Source organism: Actinomycetospora endophytica (genome assembly GCF_021026375.1).
GTDB classification, from domain to species: domain Bacteria; phylum Actinomycetota; class Actinomycetes; order Mycobacteriales; family Pseudonocardiaceae; genus Actinomycetospora; species Actinomycetospora endophytica.
This window is the reverse complement of record NZ_JAJNDB010000002.1, coordinates 455,972-475,206: the sequence shown is the minus strand read 5'-3', so window position 1 is coordinate 475,206 and position 19,235 is coordinate 455,972. Positions and strand designations below refer to the sequence as shown.

Genomic DNA, 19,235 nt, shown 5'->3' with positions numbered 1-19,235 from the left:
TGGATCGTGGCACGACCCACCGACAGCGGCCGTCAGGGCGGGTCGGCGCGGGCCGGCTCGCGGATCGGCGGCCGGTCCCCCGTGGCCACGTCGTGGACCTCGGGCAGCCACTGCCCGGCGACCGGCACGAACTGCGTCAGCGGCCGCGGCCCGTCGTCGAGACCCGAGCAGCGACGCAGCGCCACGTCGAGGACCTCCGCCGCGGTGACCCCCAGCGCCCGCAGGCTGCGGTGGCGGTGCTTGCGGACGCCGAGATCGACCTGCGCGATCGCGCCGAGGCCCCGGGTCCGGTGGGTGTCGAGCAGCAGCCCGAGCTCGACCCCGTACCCGGCCGCGAACGGCAGCGACTCCAGCAGCTCCCGGGTCCCGGCGTACTCCCCGCCCAGCGGCTGGACGATCCCGGCGAGCTCGGGGCGCAGCGCGGCCAGCGCCGGTCGGGCGACGAGCTCGGTCACCCGGCCGCCGCCGGTCGCCAGCACGTCGTGCTCCGAGAGGCGCAGCGGCCGGTGGTAGAAGCCCTTCACCAGCTCGACGCCGGGCACCGTCAGCAGCGGCCCGAGCAGCGAGGTCACGAACCGCTCGTCCACGTCGACGAGGTCGGAGTCGAGGTAGACGACCAGGTCACCGGTCGTCGCCGCGAGCCCGCGCCACAGCACCTCGCCCTTGCCGGGCCGCACCGCCACGCCCGGCAGCGCCTCCTCGCGGGTGATCACCCGGGCCCCAGCGGCGTGCGCGACCGCCATGGTGTCGTCGGTGGAGCCGGAGTCGACGACGACGACCTCGTCCACCACCGTCCCCACCAGCGGCACCACCGCCCCGACGACGCCGGCGACGGTCGCCTCCTCGTCGAGCGCGGGCAGCACCACCGAGACGGTCCGGCCGGCCTTCGCGGCGACGAGGTCCGCGGGTGTCCACGGCGGCTCGGTCCACGTCCGGGCGGAGAACCAGGGCTCGTGGGCCGACATCAGGACGGGGACGCGGTCACGACGGGAGCAGGGCGCCGGCGACGGCGTCCAGCGCGGCACCCGCCGTCGTCGTGCGGGTCAGCGCCCCCAGCGAGCCGGACGAGAGGAAGCCGGTCCCGGTGAGGCCGTCGAGCCAGGCGAGCAGCGGGTCGTAGTGCCCGTTCGGGTCGCAGAGCACGACCGGCTTGGCGTGCATGCCCAGCACCCGCGAGGTCCAGGCCTCGAAGAGCTCCTCGAGCGTGCCGAGGCCGCCGGGCAGGGCGACGACGGCGTCGCAGCGGGCGTCCATGGCCGCCTTGCGCTCCCGCATGCCGTCGACGACGAGGAGCTCGTCGGACTCGTCGTCGGCGACCTCGCGGTGCACCAGGTCCGAGGGGATCACGCCGAGGGTGTGCGCGCCGCCGTCGCGGGCGGCTCGCGCGACCTCGCCCATCATCCCGACCCGACCGCCACCCGAGACCAGCGTCCAGCCGCGGGCGGCGATCCCGGCACCGAGGTCCCGGGCGAGCGCGAGGTGCTCCGGCGCGACCGGCCCGGACGCGCAGAACACGCAGACCGCGAGGCTCACGGCTCGACCGGCCCCGGGTCCTCGACCAGCTCCTGGAAGCCCTTCTCGACGATGGCGACGACATCGTCAACGTCGTCGGTGACGGTGAACAGGTCCACGTCCTTCGGGCTGATGACGCCGTGCTCGAGCGCGGTGGTCCGCAGCCAGTCGACGAGCCCGCCCCAGTACCTCGAGCCGAGCAGCACGACGGGGAACCGGGTCACCTTGCCGGTCTGGACCAGCACGAGGGCCTCGAAGAGCTCGTCGAGGGTGCCGAACCCGCCGGGCAGGCACACGAAGGCCTGCGCGTACTTCACGAACATCGTCTTGCGGGCGAAGAAGTAGCGGAACCCGACGCCGAGGTCGACCCACGGGTTGAGGCCCTGCTCGAACGGCAGCTCGATCCCCAGACCGACCGAGAGTCCGCCCGCCTCGGCGCACCCCCGGTTCGCGGCCTCCATGATCCCCGGCCCGCCGCCGGTGATCACCGCGTAGCCGGCGTCGGCCAGTGCCCGGCCGAGGGCCATGCCGGTCGCGTAGTCCGGGTGATCCTCCGGCGTGCGGGCCGACCCGAAGACGGTGACGGCCCGCGGGATCTCGGCGAGCACGCTGAAGCCCTCGATGAACTCCGCCTGGATGCGCTGCAGGCGCCAGGCGTCGGAGTGGACCCAGTCGACGGGTCCGCGCGAGTCGAGCAGGCGCTGGTCGGTGGTCGACGACAGCCGGGCCGGGTCCCGGTGCTCGGGACGCCGCTTGTCGATGGTCGTCGGACGCGGCGTCGTCAGGTCTTCCGCCTTCAGCGGATCGGTGGAGTGGGGCCCGGTCATGTCCGCCAGCGTAGGGACGCCCGATCGTGGCGCGTCCCGCGGTCGCGTACCGGTCACCGGGAGTTGACCCGGACGTCGTGTGGGTCACCCCCCACCGAACCCACGAACGGCACTCTCGTCACCATCACGAGTGACGAACGCGCCGTTCGTGCGTCCGGGCACTACTCCAGATAGCCCCGCAGCGTCGCCGTACCCGCGGTGATGTTCCGGACGTCGACGTGCTCGTCGCGGGTGTGGGCGAGGTTCGGGTCGCCGGGGCCGAAGTTCACGGCCGGGATGCCGAGCGCCGAGAACCGCGAGACGTCGGTCCAGCCGTACTTCGCGACCGGGGTCTGACCGGAGATCGCCACGAACTCGGCCGCGGCGGGCGCGGCCAACCCCGGGAGCGCGCCCGGGGACGCGTCGGTCACCCGCAGCTCGAAGCCGTCGAGCACCGACCGGACGTGGGCCTCGGCGTCGGGAAGGGTGCGGTCCGGCGCGAAGCGGAAGTTGACCGTCACCGACGCCTCGTCGGGTACGACGTTGCCCGCGACGCCCCCGGAGATCCGCACCGCCTGCAGGCCCTCCCGGTAGAGGCAGCCGTCGATGTCGACCGAGCGCGGCTCGTAGGACGCCAGGCGGGTCAGCACCGGCGCGGCGGCGTGGATCGCGTTCTCCCCCAGCCACGAGCGCGCGGAGTGCGCCCGGCGGCCGTGCAGGTCGACGACGACGCGCATGGTGCCCTGGCATCCGCCCTCGACCAGGCCCGACGTCGGCTCCCCGAGGATCGCCAGGTCGGCGTCGAGCCAGGGCCGCAGGTCCCGCTCGATGCGGCCGAGGCCGTTGCGCGCGGCCTCGATCTCCTCGCAGTCGTAGAGCACGAGGGTGACGTCGTGGGCCGGCTCGCGCAGCGCCGCCGTCAGGTGGGCCATCACCGCGACGCCCGCCTTCATGTCGGAGGTCCCGCAGCCGTACAGCAGGTCGCCGTCGCGGTGGGAGGGCACGTTGTCGGCGATCGGGACGGTGTCGAGGTGCCCGGCGAGCAGCACGCGGCGCTCCCGCCCGAGCGCGGTCCGCGCCAGCACCGCCTCCCCGGAGCGGACCACCTCGAGGTGCGGCTCGCGGCGCAGCGCGGTCTCGACGGCGTCGGCGAGCACCTTCTCCTCCCCGGAGACGCTGGGGACGTCCACCAGCGCCGCGGTGAGGTCGACGGGGTCGGCGTGCAAGTCGAGGTCGGGCCGGTCTGCGCTCACGGCGATCCACCCTAGGAGGCCCTCGTTAGGCTGGTCGGCGATGAGCACCCCGAGCGCCCAGACCCCCACCCGCGCCATCGGCGTCGGCCTCGCGACCGTCGCCCTCGACGGCACCGTCCTCGACACCTGGTACCCGCTGCCGGAGCTCGCCGGGACCGACCCGGTGACCGAGGAGCCGGGCACCGTCGTGGTCCCGGCCGGGGAGCTGGAGCCGTCGCTGGTCGACGCGCTCGGCACCGACGAGGCCCGCGGGGTGGAGGTCGTGGCGGTGCGCACCGTCGCCGACCTGACCGGGCCGCCCGCGAGCGCCTACGACGTCTACCTGCGCCTGCACCTGCTCTCGCACCGCCTGGTCCGCCCGCACGGCGTCGACCTCACGGGGATGTTCGGGCTGCTCGCGAACGTCGTGTGGACCAATCACGGGCCCTGCCCGGTGCCCGAGTTCGAGCGGGTCCGGGCGCGGCTGCGGGGCCGCGGGCCGGTGACGGTGTACTCGCTGGACAAGTTCCCGCGGATGGTCGACTACGTGATCCCGAGCGGGGTCCGCATCGGCGACGCCGACCGGGTGCGGCTGGGTGCGCACCTCGCCGAGGGCACCACGGTGATGCACGAGGGCTTCGTCAACTTCAACGCGGGCACGCTCGGCGCCTCGATGATCGAGGGGCGGGTCTCCGGCGGGGTGGTCGTCGGCGACGGATCCGACGTGGGCGGCGGCGCGTCGATCATGGGCACGCTCTCCGGCGGCGGCAAGGAGGTCATCTCGCTCGGCGAGCGCTGCCTGCTCGGCGCGAACGCCGGGATCGGGATCTCGCTCGGCGACGACTGCGTGGTGGAGGCCGGGCTCTACGTCACGGCGGGGACGCGGGTGACGTTGGACGACGGGTCAGTGGTCAAGGCGGCCGACCTGTCCGGGCGCTCCGGCCTGCTGCTGCGCCGGAACTCGACGACGGGCGCCGTGGAGGCGCTGCCGCGCACCGAGGGCGCGAAGGTCGAGCTGAACGAGGCGCTGCACGCGAATTAGGTGCGCTGCCGCGCCTGTGAGCACTAATTGACGCCCCAGCATCAATTACTGCTCACAAGCGACGAAGTCGCACCTACTCACGCCACGCCAGCGCCAGCATGAGCCGCGCGCGCACCGCGGGGTCGTCGAGCGAGTCGCCGAACAGGTCGTGCAGCCGACCCATCCGGTACCGGACGGTCTGCGGGTGGACGTGCAGCTCCTCGGCCATCGCCCGGCGGTCGCCCATGTGCCGCAGCCAGGACCGCAGCGTCTCGCGCAGCCGCTCGCGCGACGACGGTGAGGATCCGTCCAGCGGCGCGAGGACCTGGTCGCCGAGCGCGTCGAGCAGCCGGCGGTCGCGGTGGACGATGATCGCGTCGAGGTGGTCGGCGACGAAGACCGGATCGTCGGAGAGCAGGTGTTCCTTCGTCAGCCGCGCGGCGATCTCGGCGAGGTCGAGGCTGCGGGCCAGGTGCTCGGGAGGGACCGCGGCGCCGACGGTGGCGTGCGCGCCACGCAGCAGCCCGGTGAGCGCCGCCCGTTCGGTCGAGCGCGACCCGTTCGGGACGACGGCCCCGACGAGCGGCGGCCGGCGGATCGGCAACGAGCGGGCGTCGAGCCGGGACAGCGCCCGGCGCCCGGAGGCGTCGTCGGGCTCCACGAGCACCACCGAGACCTTCTCGGGCACGGGCCAGTCGGCGCGCCGGGCCGCCGCGCGGACCGCGGCCGGGTCCGTGGACTCCGAGAGCATGAGGTCGACGAGCTCCTCCCGGTGACGCTCGCGCAGCGCCCCGGCCTCCTCCTGCTCGAGCACGTAGCCGTGTGCCGAGGCCGAGGAGAGCTGGTCGACGAAGAAGAACACCGTCTCGGCCAGGGCCGCCAGCGCGTCCGGCGCCAGCCCGACCTCGAGGGCGGCCGCCGACACGTGGTGCCAGAACACCCGGACGCCGATCTGGTAGACCGCGAGCAGATCGGGCAGGTCCCGTCCCTCGCGCCACTGCGAACGGCCCAGATTCTCGAAGAACTCGCGTTCCCCCGGACGGTCCATCGAACCGTCGTGCGTGAGCGAGATGATCCGCCCCAGAACGGCGCGCACACCCGCCGCCACCTCGTGCTCGTGCTCCGCGAGGAAGTGCGCGTAGTCCGGGACCCGGGCCGCCAGCGCGTCGCGCACCTCCACCATGAGCTCGGGGACACGGCGCCCCACGGCGGCGGACAAGGCTTCGAGCGACGGTGCGGAGATCTCGGTCAAACCCCACCTCTGCCTTCCGACGGGCCACGGACGAGCGGCGGCCCTGCCACACGACCGACGATAATCCGACGGGTTCTGTGCCGCGATGACAAAAACGGGCGTTCGAACTGATCGTCCGGGTCAAGACTTGTCGCGTGCCCCACAAGCAACATCGAGGCCATGGGGCAACGCGCGGGGGCCGTGGTCGACGAAATGTCGCGATTACGTGTCGCCGAACGCGCAGAGAACTTTCCGGTCGCCCTGCGGATACTTCCCGCCCGCCGGCGCGCGGTGCTGCGCGCCGTCTACGACGTCGTCCGCACCGTCGACGACGTCGGCGACGAGGGCGAGGCCGATCCGGCTCAGCGGCTCGCCGCGCTGGACGCGCTCGACGAGGATCTTGACCGGGTCTTCGCCGGCGGAGCGCCCCACGCCCGGGTGATCGGCGCCCTCGCACCCCACGTCGGCCTGCTGCCGGTGGCGCCGTTCCACGACCTCGTCGCGGCCAACCGTGTCGACCAGACCGTCACCCGCTACGCCACCCGCGACGAGCTGATCGGCTACTGCCGGCTCTCCGCGGTCCCCATCGGGCGGCTCGTCCTCGCGGCCTTCGAGATCGACCCGACCGACGCGATGCTCGCCGCGTCCGACGACGTGTGCATCGCCCTGCAGCTGCTCGAGCACCTCCAGGACGTCGGCGAGGACCGCGGGCGCGGCCGCATCTACCTGCCCGCCGACGCCCGCGAGGCGGCCGGCGTCGCCGAGACCGACCTCGACGCCCCGACCGCCTCCCCCGCGCTGCGCCGCCTCGTGCTGGCCGAGTCCGCCGCCGCCCGGGATCAGCTCCGGACGGGCTCGGCCCTCGTCGGCCGGCTGCACGGCGCGGCCCGGCTCGCCGTCGCGGGCTACGCCGCGGGCGGGTTCGCGGCAGCCGACGCCGTCGACCGCACCGGCGGTGACGTCCTCGGCCGGACCGCCCGCACCCGTCGTCGGGACGTCGTCCGCCACCTGGCCCGGCTCGGACTCGGAAGCACCCGCAGGACAGGAGGTCCCCGCCCGTGACCACCGTCGTGACGGATCCCCGCACGGTACGCGCCTACGCCACCTGCGAGGCGATCACCCGCACCGAGGCCCGCAACTTCCACTACGGGATCCGGCTCCTGCCCCCGGACCGCCGGGCCGCCCTGTGCGCGGTCTATGCGCTGGCCCGCCGCGTCGACGACCTCGGCGACGAACAGGGCGAGACCGCCCGCAAACAGACCGCGCTCGCCGAGCTGCGCACCCAGCTGACGAGCCTCGTCGACGATCCCGGCGAGGACCCGGTGATGATCGCGGTCGCCGACGCGACGCGGCGCTTCCCGATCCCGCTCGGAGCGTTCGACGAGCTCGTCGACGGGGTCGCGGCCGACGTCGCCGCGGACGACGCCTTCGCGCGCACCGGCACCGCGTCGGCGCCGTACCGCACCTTCGACGACCTGCTCTGGTACTGCCGGTGCGTCGCGGGCTCGGTCGGGCGCCTCTGTCTCGGGGTGTTCGGGACCCGACCGGGCGCGGACCCGGACGGCGACGCCCCGCAGCTGGCCGACGCGCTCGGCCTCGCGCTGCAGCAGACCAACATCCTGCGCGACGTCCGCGAGGACCTCCTGAACGGGCGGATCTACATGCCGGCCGACGAGCTGGCGTCGGCGGGCGTGACGCTGCGGGTGCGCTCCGACGGGGTCCTCGACGACCCGCAGGGTGCCCTCGCCGACCTGCTGCGCGACAGCGCCGTCCGGGCCCGCGGCTGGTACGACGAGGGCCTGCAGCTGGTCGGGATGCTCGACCGCCGCAGCGCCGCGTGCACGACCGCGATGGCCGGCATCTACCGCCGCCTGCTCGACGACATCACCGCCGACCCGCGCCGGATCTACGACCGGCGGCTCTCGCTGTCCGCCCCGCAGAAGGCGCTGGTCGCCGTCCGGGCCCTGACCGGGATGGACGCCGCCGGTCCCCGGAGGGGCGTGGTGCGGTGATGCGGATCGCGGTCCTCGGGGGCGGGCTCGCGGGGGTGTCCGCCGCGCTGCGCTGTGCCGACGACGGGCACGAGGTGACGCTGCTGGAGCGTCGTGCCCGCCTCGGTGGTCTCGCCGGGTCGTTCCGGCGCGGCGACGCGCACGTCGACACCGGCCAGCACGTCTTCCTGCGCTGCTGCCACGCCTACCGCGGGCTGCTGGCCCGCCTCGACGTCACCGGCTCGACGACGCTGCAGGAGCGGCTCGACGTGACGGTGCTCCGCCCCGGCGCCCCGCCCGCCCGACTCCGCCGCGACCGGGTCCCGGCGCCGCTGCACCTCGCCCGGGCGCTGCTGCGCTACGACCCGGTGCCGTGGCGCGAACGGCTCGCCCTCCCCCGTGCGGCCGCGGCGCTGCGCCGCCTCGATCCCGCCGACCCCGCCGTCGACGCCCAGAGCTTCGGCGAGTGGCTGCGCCGCCACGGCCAGGGCCCGGCGGCCACCCGCGCGCTGTGGGATCTCATCGGCACCCCGACGCTGAACGCCCGCGCCGACGACGCGTCGCTCGCGCTCGCCGCGACGGTGTTCCGCATCGGGCTGCTCGGCGAGCCGGATGCCGCCGACATCGGCTGGTCGGCCGTCCCGCTCGGCGAGCTGCACGACACCGCCGCGCGCCGCGCCCTCGACGACGCCGGGGTGCGGGTGCGCCTCGCCGCCCGGGTCCGCGACGTAGCTCGTGACCTCGCTCCCGACGACGGCGGGTGGCGGGTCGCCGTCGCCGGTCGTGACGGGGCACAGGACGTCCTCGCCGTCGACGCCGTCATCAGCGCGCTGCCCCCCGAGGAGGCGGCCGCGTTGCTGCCCGACCCGGTCGGCGCGCAGGTCGGCGCCGCCGCCGAGGCGCTGGGCGCGAGCCCGATCGTCGACGTCCACCTGGTGCTCGACCGCCCGGTGCTCGACGTGCCCTTCGCGGCCGGCCTGGACACCGAGATGCAGTGGGTCTTCGACCGCTCGGCCGCCCACGGTGCACTGCCGGACGGCGCCCAGTACCTCGTCGTCTCCCTCTCGGCGGCCGACGAGTACGTGGGCCTCGGCGCCGCGGCGCTCGTCGAGCACTTCCGCACCGAGCTCGCCCGCCTGCTGCCCCGCGCAGCGGCCGCGCGCCTGCTCGACGGCTTCGTCACCCGGGAGCCCCGGGCGACGTTCCGGCCGGCCCCGGGCAGCGGCGCCCGGCGGCCGGCCGGCCGGACCGCGCTGCCCGCGCTCGCGCTGGCCGGTGCGTGGACCGACACCGGATGGCCCGCGACGATGGAGGGTGCCGTGCGCAGTGGACAGACCGCGGCCGCGGTGGTGACCCGGGGACACCACGACCGACTCCCCGGACACGACGACCGCGCGCGGGTCGCCGCATGACCGCCGCGACGACCGACGGGGCGGGTGCGCTCCTTCCCCCGACGACGGCGGTGGCGCCGGACCCGACGACGGTGGACGTGACGGCCGTGCTGCGCCGCTGCCGGGACCTGGTCGAGCCCGCCCTGCGCGCGGCGGTACCGCGCCTCGACGAGGCCAGCGCCGCCCAGACCGCCTACCACCTGGGGTGGGTCGACGCCGCGGGCCGACCGTCGCGGGGCGGCGGCAAGGCCCTGCGGCCCGCGCTCGCGCTGCTCGCGGCCCGGGCGTGCGGGGCCGAGGAGGACGTGGCGGTGCCCGGCGGGGTGGCGCTCGAGCTGGTGCACAACTTCTCGCTCGTGCACGACGACCTCATCGACGGCGACACCGAGCGCCGGCACCGCCCGACGGTGTGGTCGGTCTGGGGCGCGCCCGCGGCGATCCTGGCCGGCGACGCGATGCTCGCGCTCTCCCAGGAGGTGCTGCTCGACGTTCCGGCGCCGGCCGCCGCGTTGCTGCTCACGAGGACGGTGCGCGAGCTCGTGGGCGGTCAGGTCGCGGACGTGGCGTTCGCCGGCCGGGACGGCGTCGGGGTCGACGAGTGCCTCGCGATGGCACACGGCAAGACCGGGACGCTGCTCGGCGCGAGCACCGAGATCGGCGCGGTCCTCGCCGGGGCACCGGCTTCCGCGTGCGCCGCGCTCCGGAACTTCGGAGAGGAGCTGGGGCTGGCCTTCCAGCTGGTCGACGATCTCCTCGGCATCTGGGGCGACCCCGCCGTCACCGGCAAGCCCGTGCTCGCCGACCTGCGCGAGCGCAAGAAGTCGCTGCCCGTCACGTGGGCCGTCGTGCACGGCGGCGACGCCGGGCGCGACCTCGCCGCGTGGCTGACCCGGCCCGCCGATGCCGACGACGAGCTCACCCTGCGCCGCGGCGCCGCCCTCGTCGAGACCGGCGGCGGACGCGCCTGGGCCGGCGCCGAGGCCCGTCGTCGGCTCGCCGCCGCCGAGGCCGCGCTGGCCACGCTCGCCGTCCACCTGCCCACCACCGACCCCGCGACGACGCGGGCCCGGGCCGAGCTCGTCGCGCTCGGCCGTCACCTCGCCGACCGGGAGGCCTGAGTTGACGCTGTCCGTTCCCGCTGCCGCCTCGACCGACGTCCGCACCGCGGCGGACGCACTCGAGGCCGGGATCGACCACCTGCGCTCGCGTCAGGACGCGGCCGGGTGGTGGAAGGGCGACCTCGACACCAACGTGACGATGGACGCCGAGGACCTCATGCTCCGGCACGTCCTCGACATCTCCGACGACGACCGCACCGCCGGCGCGGCCCGCTGGATCCGCTCCCAGCAGCGCGCGGACGGCACCTGGGCGACCTTCGCCGGCGGCCCGGGTGACCTCTCCACGACCGCCGAGGCGTGGGTCGCGCTGCGGCTGGCCGGTGTGGACGCCGCCGACCCGTCGATGCTCGCCGCCGCCGCGTTCGTCCGGGCGCAGGGCGGGGTGGAGTCGACCCGGGTGTTCACCCGCATCTGGCTCGCGCTGGTCGGACTCTGGTCCTGGGACGACCTGCCGGCGATGCCGCCCGAGCTGATCCACCTGCCGCGCTGGTTCCCGCTCAACGTGTCCGACTGGGCGTGCTGGGCCCGCCAGACGGTGGTGCCGCTGACGGTGGTCTCGACGCTGCGGCCGACGCACCCGGTCGACTTCGGCGTCGACGAGCTGCGAACCGGCGCCGCGCCGCCGTCGTGGGCGCCGATCTGGACGTGGTCGGGGTTCTTCTCCCGGCTCGACGTCGGGCTGCACGCCTACGCACGGGCGGCGCGCCGCGGCCCGTTGGCGGCGATCCGCCGAGGCGCGATGCGCAAGGCCGGCGAGTGGATCCTGGCCCGCCAGGAGGCCGACGGCGGGTGGGGCGGCATCCAGCCGCCGTGGGTGTACTCGGTGATGGCGCTGGTGCTGCTCGGCTACCCGCGCGAGCACCCGGCCGTGCGCGCCGCGATCGCCGGGCTCGACGGGTTCACGCTGGTCACCGACTCGCCGGACGGTCCGGTGATCCGCCTCGAGGCCTGCCAGTCGCCGGTGTGGGACACCTGCCTCGCGGTCAACGCACTGCACGACGCCGCGGTCCCCGCCGACGACCCCGCCGTCGTCGCGGGCACCCGGTGGCTGCTCGACGAGCAGGTCACCGCAACCGGGGACTGGGGGGTGCAGCGACCGGAGCTGCGGTCCGGCGGGTGGGCCTTCGAGTTCGAGAACGACGTCTACCCCGACACCGACGACACCGCCGAGGTCGTGCTCGCGCTGCGGCGCTCCGAGCACGAGGGCCAGTCCGACGGCGAGCGGGCGGAGCTGCAGGCGGCGGTCGACCGCGGCCTGGACTGGGCCGCCGGGATGGTCTCCGGCGACGGCGGGTGGGGCGCATTCGACGCCGACAACACCCGCGAACTGATCAACAAGCTGCCGTTCTGCGACTTCGGCGAGGTGATCGACCCGCCGTCGGCGGACGTCACCGGACATGTCGTGGAGGCGCTCGCGGCAGAGGGTCGAGCCGCGTCGGAGGTGTGCGTGCGCGGCGTGCGGTGGCTGCTCGACGCGCAGGAGGCCGACGGCTCGTGGTTCGGCCGCTGGGGCGCGAACCACCTCTACGGCACCGGCGGGGTGGTCCCGGCGCTGGTGGCGGCCGGGGTGGACCCGGCGTCGTCGGCGATCCGGCGGGCGGTGCGCTGGCTGCACGACCACCAGAACGACGACGGCGGCTGGGGCGAGGACCTGCGCTCCTACGTCGACCCGGCGTGGATCGGGCGCGGCGCCTCCACCCCGTCGCAGACCGCGTGGGCGCTGCTGGCGCTGATCGCGGCGGGTGACCGGGGTCCGGCCGCCGAGCGTGGGGTGCGGTGGCTGGTGGAGCAGCAGCGTCCCGACGGCGGGTGGGACGAGGAGCAGTTCACCGGGACCGGCTTCCCGGGCGACTTCTACATCGCCTACCACCTCTACCGCGTGGTGTTCCCGATCTCGGCGCTGGGCCGCTGGGTGCACGGCTGGGACCTTGGTGGGGGCGCCGCATGATCGAGACCGGACCGGTCGTCGCCACCCCCCTGGCGATCGAGCGGCGGGCCGTCGCGGGGCCGGGGGACTCGTGTGTCCCGACGGCGAGCGTGGTCCGGACCGGGGCAGGCCGGCGGCGCTCGCTGGCCGCGGCTGCTCGGCTGGGCTCGCGGCCCCGGGTCGTCGCCGGAGTGGCCGGGGCGCCGGCCGAGGGGCTGCTGCCGGGTGACCTGGTGGTGGCCGACGAAGTGCGGGGTCCCGACGGTCGGTCGGTGCGGGTCGCGAGCGCGCCGCTGCTGGCCGCGGCGCTGCGGGCGGCCGGGCTGACGGTGCACGTCGGGCCGATCGTCTCGGCCGACCACGTGGTGACCGGGGCGCAGCGGGCGGCGCTGAGCCAGCCCCGATGTCAGGAACGGTTCATCCTGACGTCAGATGTCAGCGACGGACCATCGCTGACACAAGACGGGCGGGCCCCGCTCGCCGTCGACACCGAATCGGCCTGGCTCGCCCCCGACGACGACCGCACCCCCTTCGCCGTCGTCCGCGCGATCGTCGACACCCCGCACCACCCGCTCGTGCACCCCGGGACCGTCGGCCGCGGGATCGCCGCGCTCCGGGCACTGCGCCGGGCCGCGCCGGTCCTCGCCGCCTGGTGCGCCGCCCTCGGCCCCCGGGAGGTGCTGCTCGCCGAGCCCCGCTCGTTCTGCGCCGGCGTGGAGCGGGCGATCGCGACCGTCGAGCAGGCCCTCGACCGCCACGGCGCCCCGGTGTACGTGCGGCGCCAGATCGTCCACAACAGCCACGTCGTCGCCGACCTCGAGCGCCGCGGCGCGGTGTTCGTCCAGGAGGCGGACGAGGTCCCGACCGGCTCGACGCTGGTGCTGGCCGCGCACGGCGTCGCGCCCTCGGTGCGGCGCACGGCGGCCTCGCGCCGTCTCGCCGTCGTGGACGCCACCTGCCCCCTGGTGACCAAGGTGCACGCCGGCGTGCGTCGCCACGCCGGGCACGGCGCCACGGTGTTCCTCATCGGCCACGCCGAGCACGAGGAGGTCGAGGGCACCGTGGGCGAAGGAGTCGAGGCGCGCGGCACCGTGATCGTCGTGGGCAGCGAGGCCGAGGCGGAGGCCGTGACGGCGGCCGACCCGGCTCGCGTCGCCTCCGCCGTGCAGACCACGCTGGCTGTCGACGAGGCCGAGCGGATCGCCGCGGTGCTCCGCCGGCGGTTCCCGGCGCTGGTCGAGCCCCGCTCGGCCGACATCTGCTACGCGACCACGAACCGCCAGGCCGCCGTGCGCGCGGTGGCCGCCGAGGCCGACCGGCTCGTCGTCGTCGGCTCCGCGAACTCCTCCAACTCGGTGCGGCTCGCGGAGGTCGGCGCCCGCGCCGGGGTCGCCGCGCGCCGCGTCGACCGCCCGGACGAGCTCGACCTGTCCTGGCTCGCCGCGGCACGGCGCGTCGCGGTCACCGCGGGCGCCTCGGCACCCGACCACCTCGTCGACGGCGGGGTCGGCAGCGTCGTCGACCTCCTGCGCGGGCTCGGGCCCGTGACCGTCACCCCCCGGCCGACCACGACCGAGGACGTCCGCTTCACCCTCCCCAAGGAAGTGAGCTGACCATGGGTTTCCCCCTCCGTCAGAGCATCCGGCTCGGCACCTACCTGATGACCCAGAAGGTCCGGCGCCGGGAGAAGTTCCCGATCCTCGTCGAGCTCGAGCCGCTGTTCGCGTGCAACCTCAAGTGCGCGGGCTGCGGCAAGATCGCCCAGCCGGCGTCGCTGCTCAAGCAGCGGATGCCGGTCGAGCAGGCCGTCGGCGCCGTCGAGGAGGCCGGTGCGCCGATGGTCTCGATCGCGGGCGGCGAGCCGCTGATGCACCCGCAGATCGACGAGATCGTGCGGCAGCTGCTGGACCGCAACAAGATCATCTTCCTGTGCACGAACGCGCTGCTGCTCCCGAAGCACCTGCACAAGTTCTCGCCGCACAAGAACTTCGCGTGGATGGTGCACATCGACGGCCTGCGCGAGCGCCACGACGCGTCGGTGCGCAAGACCGGCGGATTCGACGCCGCGGTCGACGCGATCAAGCAGGCGCAGGCGGCGGGGTTCAAGGTCTACACGAACACCACGTTCTTCGACACCGACACCCCGCAGGACGTCATCGACGTCCTCGACTACCTCAACGACGACCTCGGCGTCGACAACATGCAGATCTCGCCCGCCTACGCCTACGAGCGGGCGCCCGACCAGGAGCACTGGCTCGGCGTCGACCAGACCCGCGAGCTGTTCCGCAAGGCGTTCGCGGACGGGCGCCGCAAGAAGTGGCGGCTCAACCACTCACCGCTGTTCCTGGACTTCCTCGAGGGCAAGCGGGACTTCGACTGCACCGCGTGGGCGATCCCGTCGTACTCGCTCCTCGGCTGGCAGAAGCCCTGCTATCTGCTCGACGACGGGTACGTGTCCACCTACCAGGAGCTGATCGAGGACACCGACTGGGAGTCGTACGGACGAGGCCGCAACTCCAAGTGCGAGAACTGCATGGCCCATTGTGGGTACGAGCCGTCCGCCGTCTTCGCGACCATGGGTTCGCTGCGTGACTCGATCCGGGCCGCGACGGACACGGTCGGTGCGCGATAACTCGTGAGAACCCCGTGAAATCCGGGGGTCTCACCATGTGTCGTCATCCGAGTCGCTACCGTCATCACCGACCGGTACCCGGCCGAGAGGCGGCGCTCCCGCATGGCGCACCACGGCACGACGATCCACCTCCCGCACTGGCGGGAGATGGCCCGGCACGCTGTGGTGCCGCTGCTGGAGTCGATCCTCATCCCGTTGGGGCTCTTCGCGCTGCTGCTGCACACCTCGGGCTTCGACGCCGGCCTCTGGGCCGCGCTGTCGTGGTCGGGGCTGGCGGTGCTGGCGCGCCTGCTGTGGCGCCGGGCGCTGCCGGCGATCCTCCTGATCTCCACCGCGATCCTCGTGGTCCGGACGGTGGTCGGGCTCTGGACCGGCAGCGCGCTGGTGTACTTCCTCGAGCCCTCCGCGCAGAACTTCATCTTCGCGGCCGGGCTGCTGGTGACGCTGTTCGGCGGCGGCCGTCCGCTGCTCGCCCGGCTCGCGGACGACTTCGTGGCCTTCCCCGAGGCGCTGACCTCGCGCCCGAAGGTCCAGCAGTTCTTCCGCCGGGTGTCGCTGCTGTGGGCACTGGTGTTCCTCGTGAACGGCGCGACGACGCTCCTCGCGCTGGCGGTGGCGACCGTCGAGGCCTACCTGGTGGTCGCCACGGCGGGTTCGTTCGCGCTGGTGGGCGTGGGGATCGCCATCTCGCTGTGGTGGTTCCGCTCGTCGCTGGCCGGCGAGGGCGTGCGCCTGCGCTGGGGTCCGGCGACCGCGGCCGCCTAGCGGGCTCTCCCGAGGACGCGCTCGGCCAGCCCGGCCAGCGCGCCGTCGAGGTCGCGGGCCGAGAAGGCCCGCGCCGCCGCGGCCAGGGCCTCGCGCCGGGACGGGTCGTCCCGCAGCCCGACGACGGCCGTCGTGACGTCCGCGGGCCGCGGGCACACGACGGCGAGCCCGGCGTGCTCGAGCGCCCTCGCGCCGGCCCGGCCGTGCCCGGGGACCGGGGTCGCGAAGAGCACCGGGCGGCCGACGGCCAGCGCCTCGCTCGCGATCATCCCACCGCCGGTGGTCAGCACCGCGTCGGCGGCGGCCATCTCGGCGGGCACGGTGTCGGTCCAGCCGAGGGTGCGCAGCCGGGGGTCGGCGCGGGCGTCGAGACGCGCCCGCAGCCCGTCGTTGTGCCCGCACAGCACGACCGCCCGGACCCCGCTCCCGGCGTCGAGCACGGCGTCCACGGCATGCTCGAGCGACCCGAAGCCCAGCGAGCCGCCCGTGACGAGCACGGTGAGCTCGTCGCCGTCGGGCGCCGGGCCGGGCACGAACCGCGCGTCGACCACCGGCGGGACCACCCGCACGTCGCCGGCGCCGAGACGCCGCGCCGCGGCGGCGGCCTCGTCGAGCATCACCCAGGTCTCGTCGACGTCGGGCCAGACCCAGAAGGGGTGCACGGCGGGGTCGGTGACGATCGCGACGGTGCGGGCGTCGAGCTCGCCCCGGCGGTGCAGCAGCGCGAGCCCGCCGGAGGTGACCGGGTAGGTGCAGACGACGAGGTCGGGACGCTGCGCCGCGAGGACCGGCCGCAGCGCGCGGGCGGTCGCCGGGGCGCCGAGGCGCTGGAGGACGGAGGCGAGGCGCGGCAGCCGGCCGAGGACGTCGTAGGCGAAGCCGTAGAGCCCGGGCGCCGCCCGCATGACGAGCCGGTACGCGGCGCCGAGCAGGGCCGTCCGCCGCGGACCGCCGGCCACCGTCTCGACCTCGGTCACCGCCGCGTCCGGCCACACCGTGCGCATCCGCGCGGCGAGCGCCCGGGCGGCGGCGACGTGCCCCTCGCCGACCGGCGCGGAGAGCAGCAGCACGCGCGAGGGGGCCTGCGATGACGACGGTCTCCGGTGCGGTCGCGACTCCGTCCTCCGGCTCACCGACGCACGCTAGCGCCGCCGCGGCCGATGCCGCTCCCCGGCGGGTGCTGCTGCTGTCCGGCTCGATCGGCGCCGGGCACCACGCGGCGGCGCGTGCGGTCGCGGAGGCGGTGGGTGGCCGGTGGCCGGACGCCGAGATCGTGTCGAGCGACGTGCTCGCGGGGATGGGCAGCGGCGCGCCGCGGACCTTCGCGGGGATCTACGCGACCTGCGTGCGGGCGCTGCCGTGGGTCTACGGGCTCTACTACTGGCTGCTCGTCCACGTCGGGTTCTTCCGCGCGGGCACGCGGGCGGTGCTGGGGTTCTGGAGCGCGCGGTCGATCGCGCCGCTGCTCGCGCGGCACCGCCCGGACCTCGTCGTGACCACGTTCCCGGAGGGGGTCGCGGGGCTGGGGCACCTGCGGCGGGCCGGGACGCTGGCCGCGCGGGCCGTCGTCGTGCCCGCCGATCCGGCGCCGCAGCCGCTGTGGTGCGACGCCGACCTCGACGCTCACCTGGTCACGACCGAGGAGGCCGCGCGGCGGGTCCGGCGGTCCGCGCCCGGGGCGGTGGTGCACGTGGTGCGCTGGCCGGTCGTGTCGGCGTTCCGGCCGCCGGCCCCCGAGGAGCGTCAGCGATGGTCCGTTGCTGCCACCAGACGTCAGCAACGGACCATCGCTGACAACACAGCACCCCGGATCCGCGTCCTCGTCGCGGCCGGCTCCCTCGGCTTCGGCGACCTCCCCGCCGTCGCCGCCGCCGTGCTCGCCGCCGACGCGGACGCCGTCGTCGCCACCACCGACCCCGCGGCCCGCGCCCGCCTCGACACCCTCGCCGCCGCGCACCCCGGCCGCCTGGAGGTCCACCGCTGGATCGACGACCCCGCCACGATCACCCGCGCCGTCGACGCCGTCGTCACCACCGGCGGCGGGGCCAGCGCGTTCGAAGCGCTCGCCTGCGCCCGCCCGCTGCTGATCGTCGACGCGATCCCCGGCCACGGCCGCGACAACGCCCGGCTGCTCGCCCGCGCCGGCCTCGCCCGCCAATGCGCCGGGCCCCGAGCCCTCACCGCGGCCCTGCGACGCCTCGCCGACCCCCCGACCCACGCCGCGGCCGTCGCCGCGCTCCGCGCCCGCCCGCCCGGCGAGGACCTCGCCGACGTGCTCGCCGGCGTCGGGCGCACCGAGCGGATGCGCTCCGAGGACGCGCTGTTCTGGCACGCCTCCACCCCGCGGGTCCCGCAGGTGCTCGGCGCCCGGATCACGATCGCGGTGCCCGACGACGACACCACCGACTGGCCCGCGCTCATCGCCGACCGGGTTCGCGAACGGGCCGCCGGCGTCGCCCTGCTCGCCCGGCGCCTCGACGACACCGGCCCACCGCGCTGGGTGCCCGCCACCCCGGACCCGGACCGCCACGTCGACCCGGTGCTCCACCGCGGCGACGCGGACGCGCTGGCCACGGACCTCGTCGTCGGCGCCCCCGTCGATCCCCGTGACCTCGGCTGGCGGATCTCGCTCGGCCGTACCGGGCCGGGCGAGGTGACGATGCTCGCCGCGGTCCACCACTGCCTCGGCGACGGTCTCGCGGTGACCGACGCGCTGGTGCGCCTGGTCACCGACGAGGGGGCGACGGTACCCGTCGGGTCACGACGCGAGCCCGACCACCCCGGGGCCCCGACCCGCGCCACCCGGCGCGCGCTGACCCGCCGTCGGGCCGCCGGCATCGTCGCCCTCGCCCGCGCCGGCGGCGCCCGCCGTGGCGCCCTCGGCGACCGCTCCCGCGGCAGCGCGGCGACGACCCGCCTCGTCACCCGGGTGCTCGACGCCGGAGAGGTCCGTGCCGTCGCCCGTGCGCTCGACACCAGCACCACGACCGTCGTGCTCACCCTCGTCGCCGAGGCGCTGTCGGACCCGGGCGCGACGACGGCGCGGGCCATGGTCCCGCTGACCGCCCGGCTGCGGGCCGGGACCGGCACCGCCGACACCGGCAACCGCACCGCGGCCGTCGCGGTCGACCTGCCGATCGCCCCCACGTCGGTACGACGACGGGTCGCGGCGGTCGCCGCCGCCGTCGCCCGCGCGCAGGCCTCCGGGCAGGCCGAGGGATCGGCCGCGGTGCTCTCCGGCCTCGGCCGCCTCCCCCGGCCGGTGCAGCGGGCGTTCGCGCGCCTGACCTATCACGGGCGGTTCTTCCACCTCATCGTCTCGGTCATGCCGGGGGTCCGGCGGCCGCTGCACATCGGGGGCGGCCTGGTGCGGGAGGTGGTGCCGGTGCTGCCGCTCGCGCCGGGGGTGGGGGTCGCGGTCGGGGCGCTCGCCTGGGGTCGGACGCTGGGCGTCGGGCTGGCCGTCGACGACGCCGTCCTGGGCGGCCGGGACCTCCCCGGACGCGTCGACGCAGCGTGGGCGGGACTGATTCGTGAAGCAGGTGTTGCCTCGGAGGGGCAAAATGGGGTCGAACGCAGATTGGACACGGTCCGCTGACCAGGGGCGGA

Annotated in this window: 16 protein-coding genes; 10 read left to right on the top strand and 6 right to left on the bottom strand. The window is 75.5% G+C overall.

What is annotated here, in order from left to right:
- Positions 1–32: 32 nt before the first annotated feature.
- The 4 genes from LQ327_RS13160 to dapE form a co-directional block, all read right to left on the bottom strand.
- Positions 33–965 (bottom strand): glucosyl-3-phosphoglycerate synthase, encoded by a 933-nt coding sequence (locus LQ327_RS13160; protein WP_230734205.1) that lies wholly within the window; start codon positions 963–965, stop codon positions 33–35.
- Positions 966–981: 16 nt separating this feature from the next.
- Positions 982–1,533, bottom strand: coding sequence for an LOG family protein (locus tag LQ327_RS13155; RefSeq protein WP_230734203.1), 552 nt, complete (start codon positions 1,531–1,533; stop codon positions 982–984).
- Positions 1,530–2,339 carry an LOG family protein gene (locus LQ327_RS13150; RefSeq protein WP_230734201.1) on the bottom strand — a complete coding sequence of 270 codons (810 nt, stop codon included), beginning with the start codon at positions 2,337–2,339 and terminating at the stop codon, positions 1,530–1,532. Before LQ327_RS13150 ends, LQ327_RS13155 begins: the two co-directional genes overlap by 4 nt.
- A 161-nt stretch (positions 2,340–2,500) precedes the next feature.
- Positions 2,501–3,571 (bottom strand): succinyl-diaminopimelate desuccinylase, encoded by a 1,071-nt coding sequence (gene dapE / locus LQ327_RS13145; RefSeq protein WP_230734199.1) that lies wholly within the window; start codon positions 3,569–3,571, stop codon positions 2,501–2,503.
- 40 nt (positions 3,572–3,611) lie between these two features.
- Between dapE and dapD the strand changes: the two genes are divergently transcribed.
- The gene (dapD, locus tag LQ327_RS13140) at positions 3,612–4,592 is read left to right on the top strand and encodes a 2,3,4,5-tetrahydropyridine-2,6-dicarboxylate N-succinyltransferase (RefSeq protein ID WP_230734198.1); all 981 of its coding nucleotides are present in this window, start codon (positions 3,612–3,614) and stop codon (positions 4,590–4,592) included.
- A 73-nt stretch (positions 4,593–4,665) separates the two neighbouring features.
- Here the strand turns inward: dapD and LQ327_RS13135 are convergent, their stop codons facing one another.
- Entirely contained in the window at positions 4,666–5,823 is a 1,158-nt protein-coding gene (locus tag LQ327_RS13135) for a PucR family transcriptional regulator (protein ID WP_230734196.1), read from the bottom strand.
- 159 nt (positions 5,824–5,982) lie between these two features.
- Between LQ327_RS13135 and LQ327_RS13130 the strand changes: the two genes are divergently transcribed.
- The 8 genes from LQ327_RS13130 (at position 5,983) to LQ327_RS13095 (ending at position 15,626) form a co-directional block, all read left to right on the top strand.
- Positions 5,983–6,864 (top strand): squalene/phytoene synthase family protein, encoded by an 882-nt coding sequence (locus LQ327_RS13130; protein WP_230734194.1) that lies wholly within the window; start codon positions 5,983–5,985, stop codon positions 6,862–6,864.
- Positions 6,861–7,814: a squalene/phytoene synthase family protein gene (locus LQ327_RS13125; RefSeq protein WP_230734192.1), complete on the top strand. Its 954-nt coding sequence runs from the start codon at positions 6,861–6,863 to the stop codon at positions 7,812–7,814. The genes LQ327_RS13130 and LQ327_RS13125 overlap by 4 nt, the downstream gene beginning before the upstream one ends.
- Positions 7,814–9,205 carry a hydroxysqualene dehydroxylase HpnE gene (gene hpnE / locus LQ327_RS13120; protein ID WP_230734190.1) on the top strand — a complete coding sequence of 464 codons (1,392 nt, stop codon included), beginning with the start codon at positions 7,814–7,816 and terminating at the stop codon, positions 9,203–9,205. Before LQ327_RS13125 ends, hpnE begins: the two co-directional genes overlap by 1 nt.
- Positions 9,206–9,282: 77 nt before the next feature.
- Positions 9,283–10,302: a polyprenyl synthetase family protein gene (locus tag LQ327_RS13115; protein WP_230735068.1), complete on the top strand. Its 1,020-nt coding sequence runs from the start codon at positions 9,283–9,285 to the stop codon at positions 10,300–10,302.
- Position 10,303: 1 nt separating this feature from the next.
- Positions 10,304–12,250 carry a squalene--hopene cyclase gene (gene shc, locus LQ327_RS13110; protein ID WP_230734187.1) on the top strand — a complete coding sequence of 649 codons (1,947 nt, stop codon included), beginning with the start codon at positions 10,304–10,306 and terminating at the stop codon, positions 12,248–12,250.
- A complete protein-coding gene (gene ispH / locus LQ327_RS13105; RefSeq protein ID WP_230734185.1) occupies positions 12,247–13,842 on the top strand; it encodes a 4-hydroxy-3-methylbut-2-enyl diphosphate reductase in 1,596 nt (531 codons plus the stop codon). The genes shc and ispH overlap by 4 nt, the downstream gene beginning before the upstream one ends.
- 2 nt (positions 13,843–13,844) lie before the next feature.
- Entirely contained in the window at positions 13,845–14,861 is a 1,017-nt protein-coding gene (gene hpnH, locus LQ327_RS13100) for an adenosyl-hopene transferase HpnH (protein WP_230734183.1), read from the top strand.
- A gap of 102 nt (positions 14,862–14,963) precedes the next feature.
- Complete coding sequence (locus LQ327_RS13095) at positions 14,964–15,626, top strand: VC0807 family protein (protein WP_230734181.1); 663 nt, start codon at positions 14,964–14,966, stop codon at positions 15,624–15,626.
- On the opposite strand, the gene LQ327_RS13090 is transcribed toward LQ327_RS13095, so the two are convergent.
- Positions 15,623–16,696 (bottom strand): MGDG synthase family glycosyltransferase, encoded by a 1,074-nt coding sequence (locus tag LQ327_RS13090; protein ID WP_230734179.1) that lies wholly within the window; start codon positions 16,694–16,696, stop codon positions 15,623–15,625. The two genes, LQ327_RS13095 and LQ327_RS13090, sit on opposite strands and share 4 nt — an antisense overlap.
- A 17-nt stretch (positions 16,697–16,713) precedes the next feature.
- Between LQ327_RS13090 and LQ327_RS33895 the strand changes: the two genes are divergently transcribed.
- Entirely contained in the window at positions 16,714–19,224 is a 2,511-nt protein-coding gene (locus LQ327_RS33895) for a WS/DGAT domain-containing protein (protein WP_269069881.1), read from the top strand.
- Positions 19,225–19,235: the final 11 nt, after the last annotated feature.

Coding starts and splice junctions, on each gene's coding strand:
- LQ327_RS13160 (WP_230734205.1), bottom strand. CDS start 965: ATGTCGGCCCACGAGCCCTGGTTCTCCGCCCGGACGTGGACCGAGCCG.
- LQ327_RS13150 (WP_230734201.1), bottom strand. CDS start 2,339: ATGACCGGGCCCCACTCCACCGATCCGCTGAAGGCGGAAGACCTGACG.
- dapD (WP_230734198.1), top strand. CDS start 3,612: ATGAGCACCCCGAGCGCCCAGACCCCCACCCGCGCCATCGGCGTCGGC.
- LQ327_RS13130 (WP_230734194.1), top strand. CDS start 5,983: ATGGGGCAACGCGCGGGGGCCGTGGTCGACGAAATGTCGCGATTACGT.
- hpnE (WP_230734190.1), top strand. CDS start 7,814: ATGCGGATCGCGGTCCTCGGGGGCGGGCTCGCGGGGGTGTCCGCCGCG.
- ispH (WP_230734185.1), top strand. CDS start 12,247: ATGATCGAGACCGGACCGGTCGTCGCCACCCCCCTGGCGATCGAGCGG.
- hpnH (WP_230734183.1), top strand. CDS start 13,845: ATGGGTTTCCCCCTCCGTCAGAGCATCCGGCTCGGCACCTACCTGATG.
- LQ327_RS13095 (WP_230734181.1), top strand. CDS start 14,964: ATGGCGCACCACGGCACGACGATCCACCTCCCGCACTGGCGGGAGATG.
- LQ327_RS33895 (WP_269069881.1), top strand. CDS start 16,714: ATGACGACGGTCTCCGGTGCGGTCGCGACTCCGTCCTCCGGCTCACCG.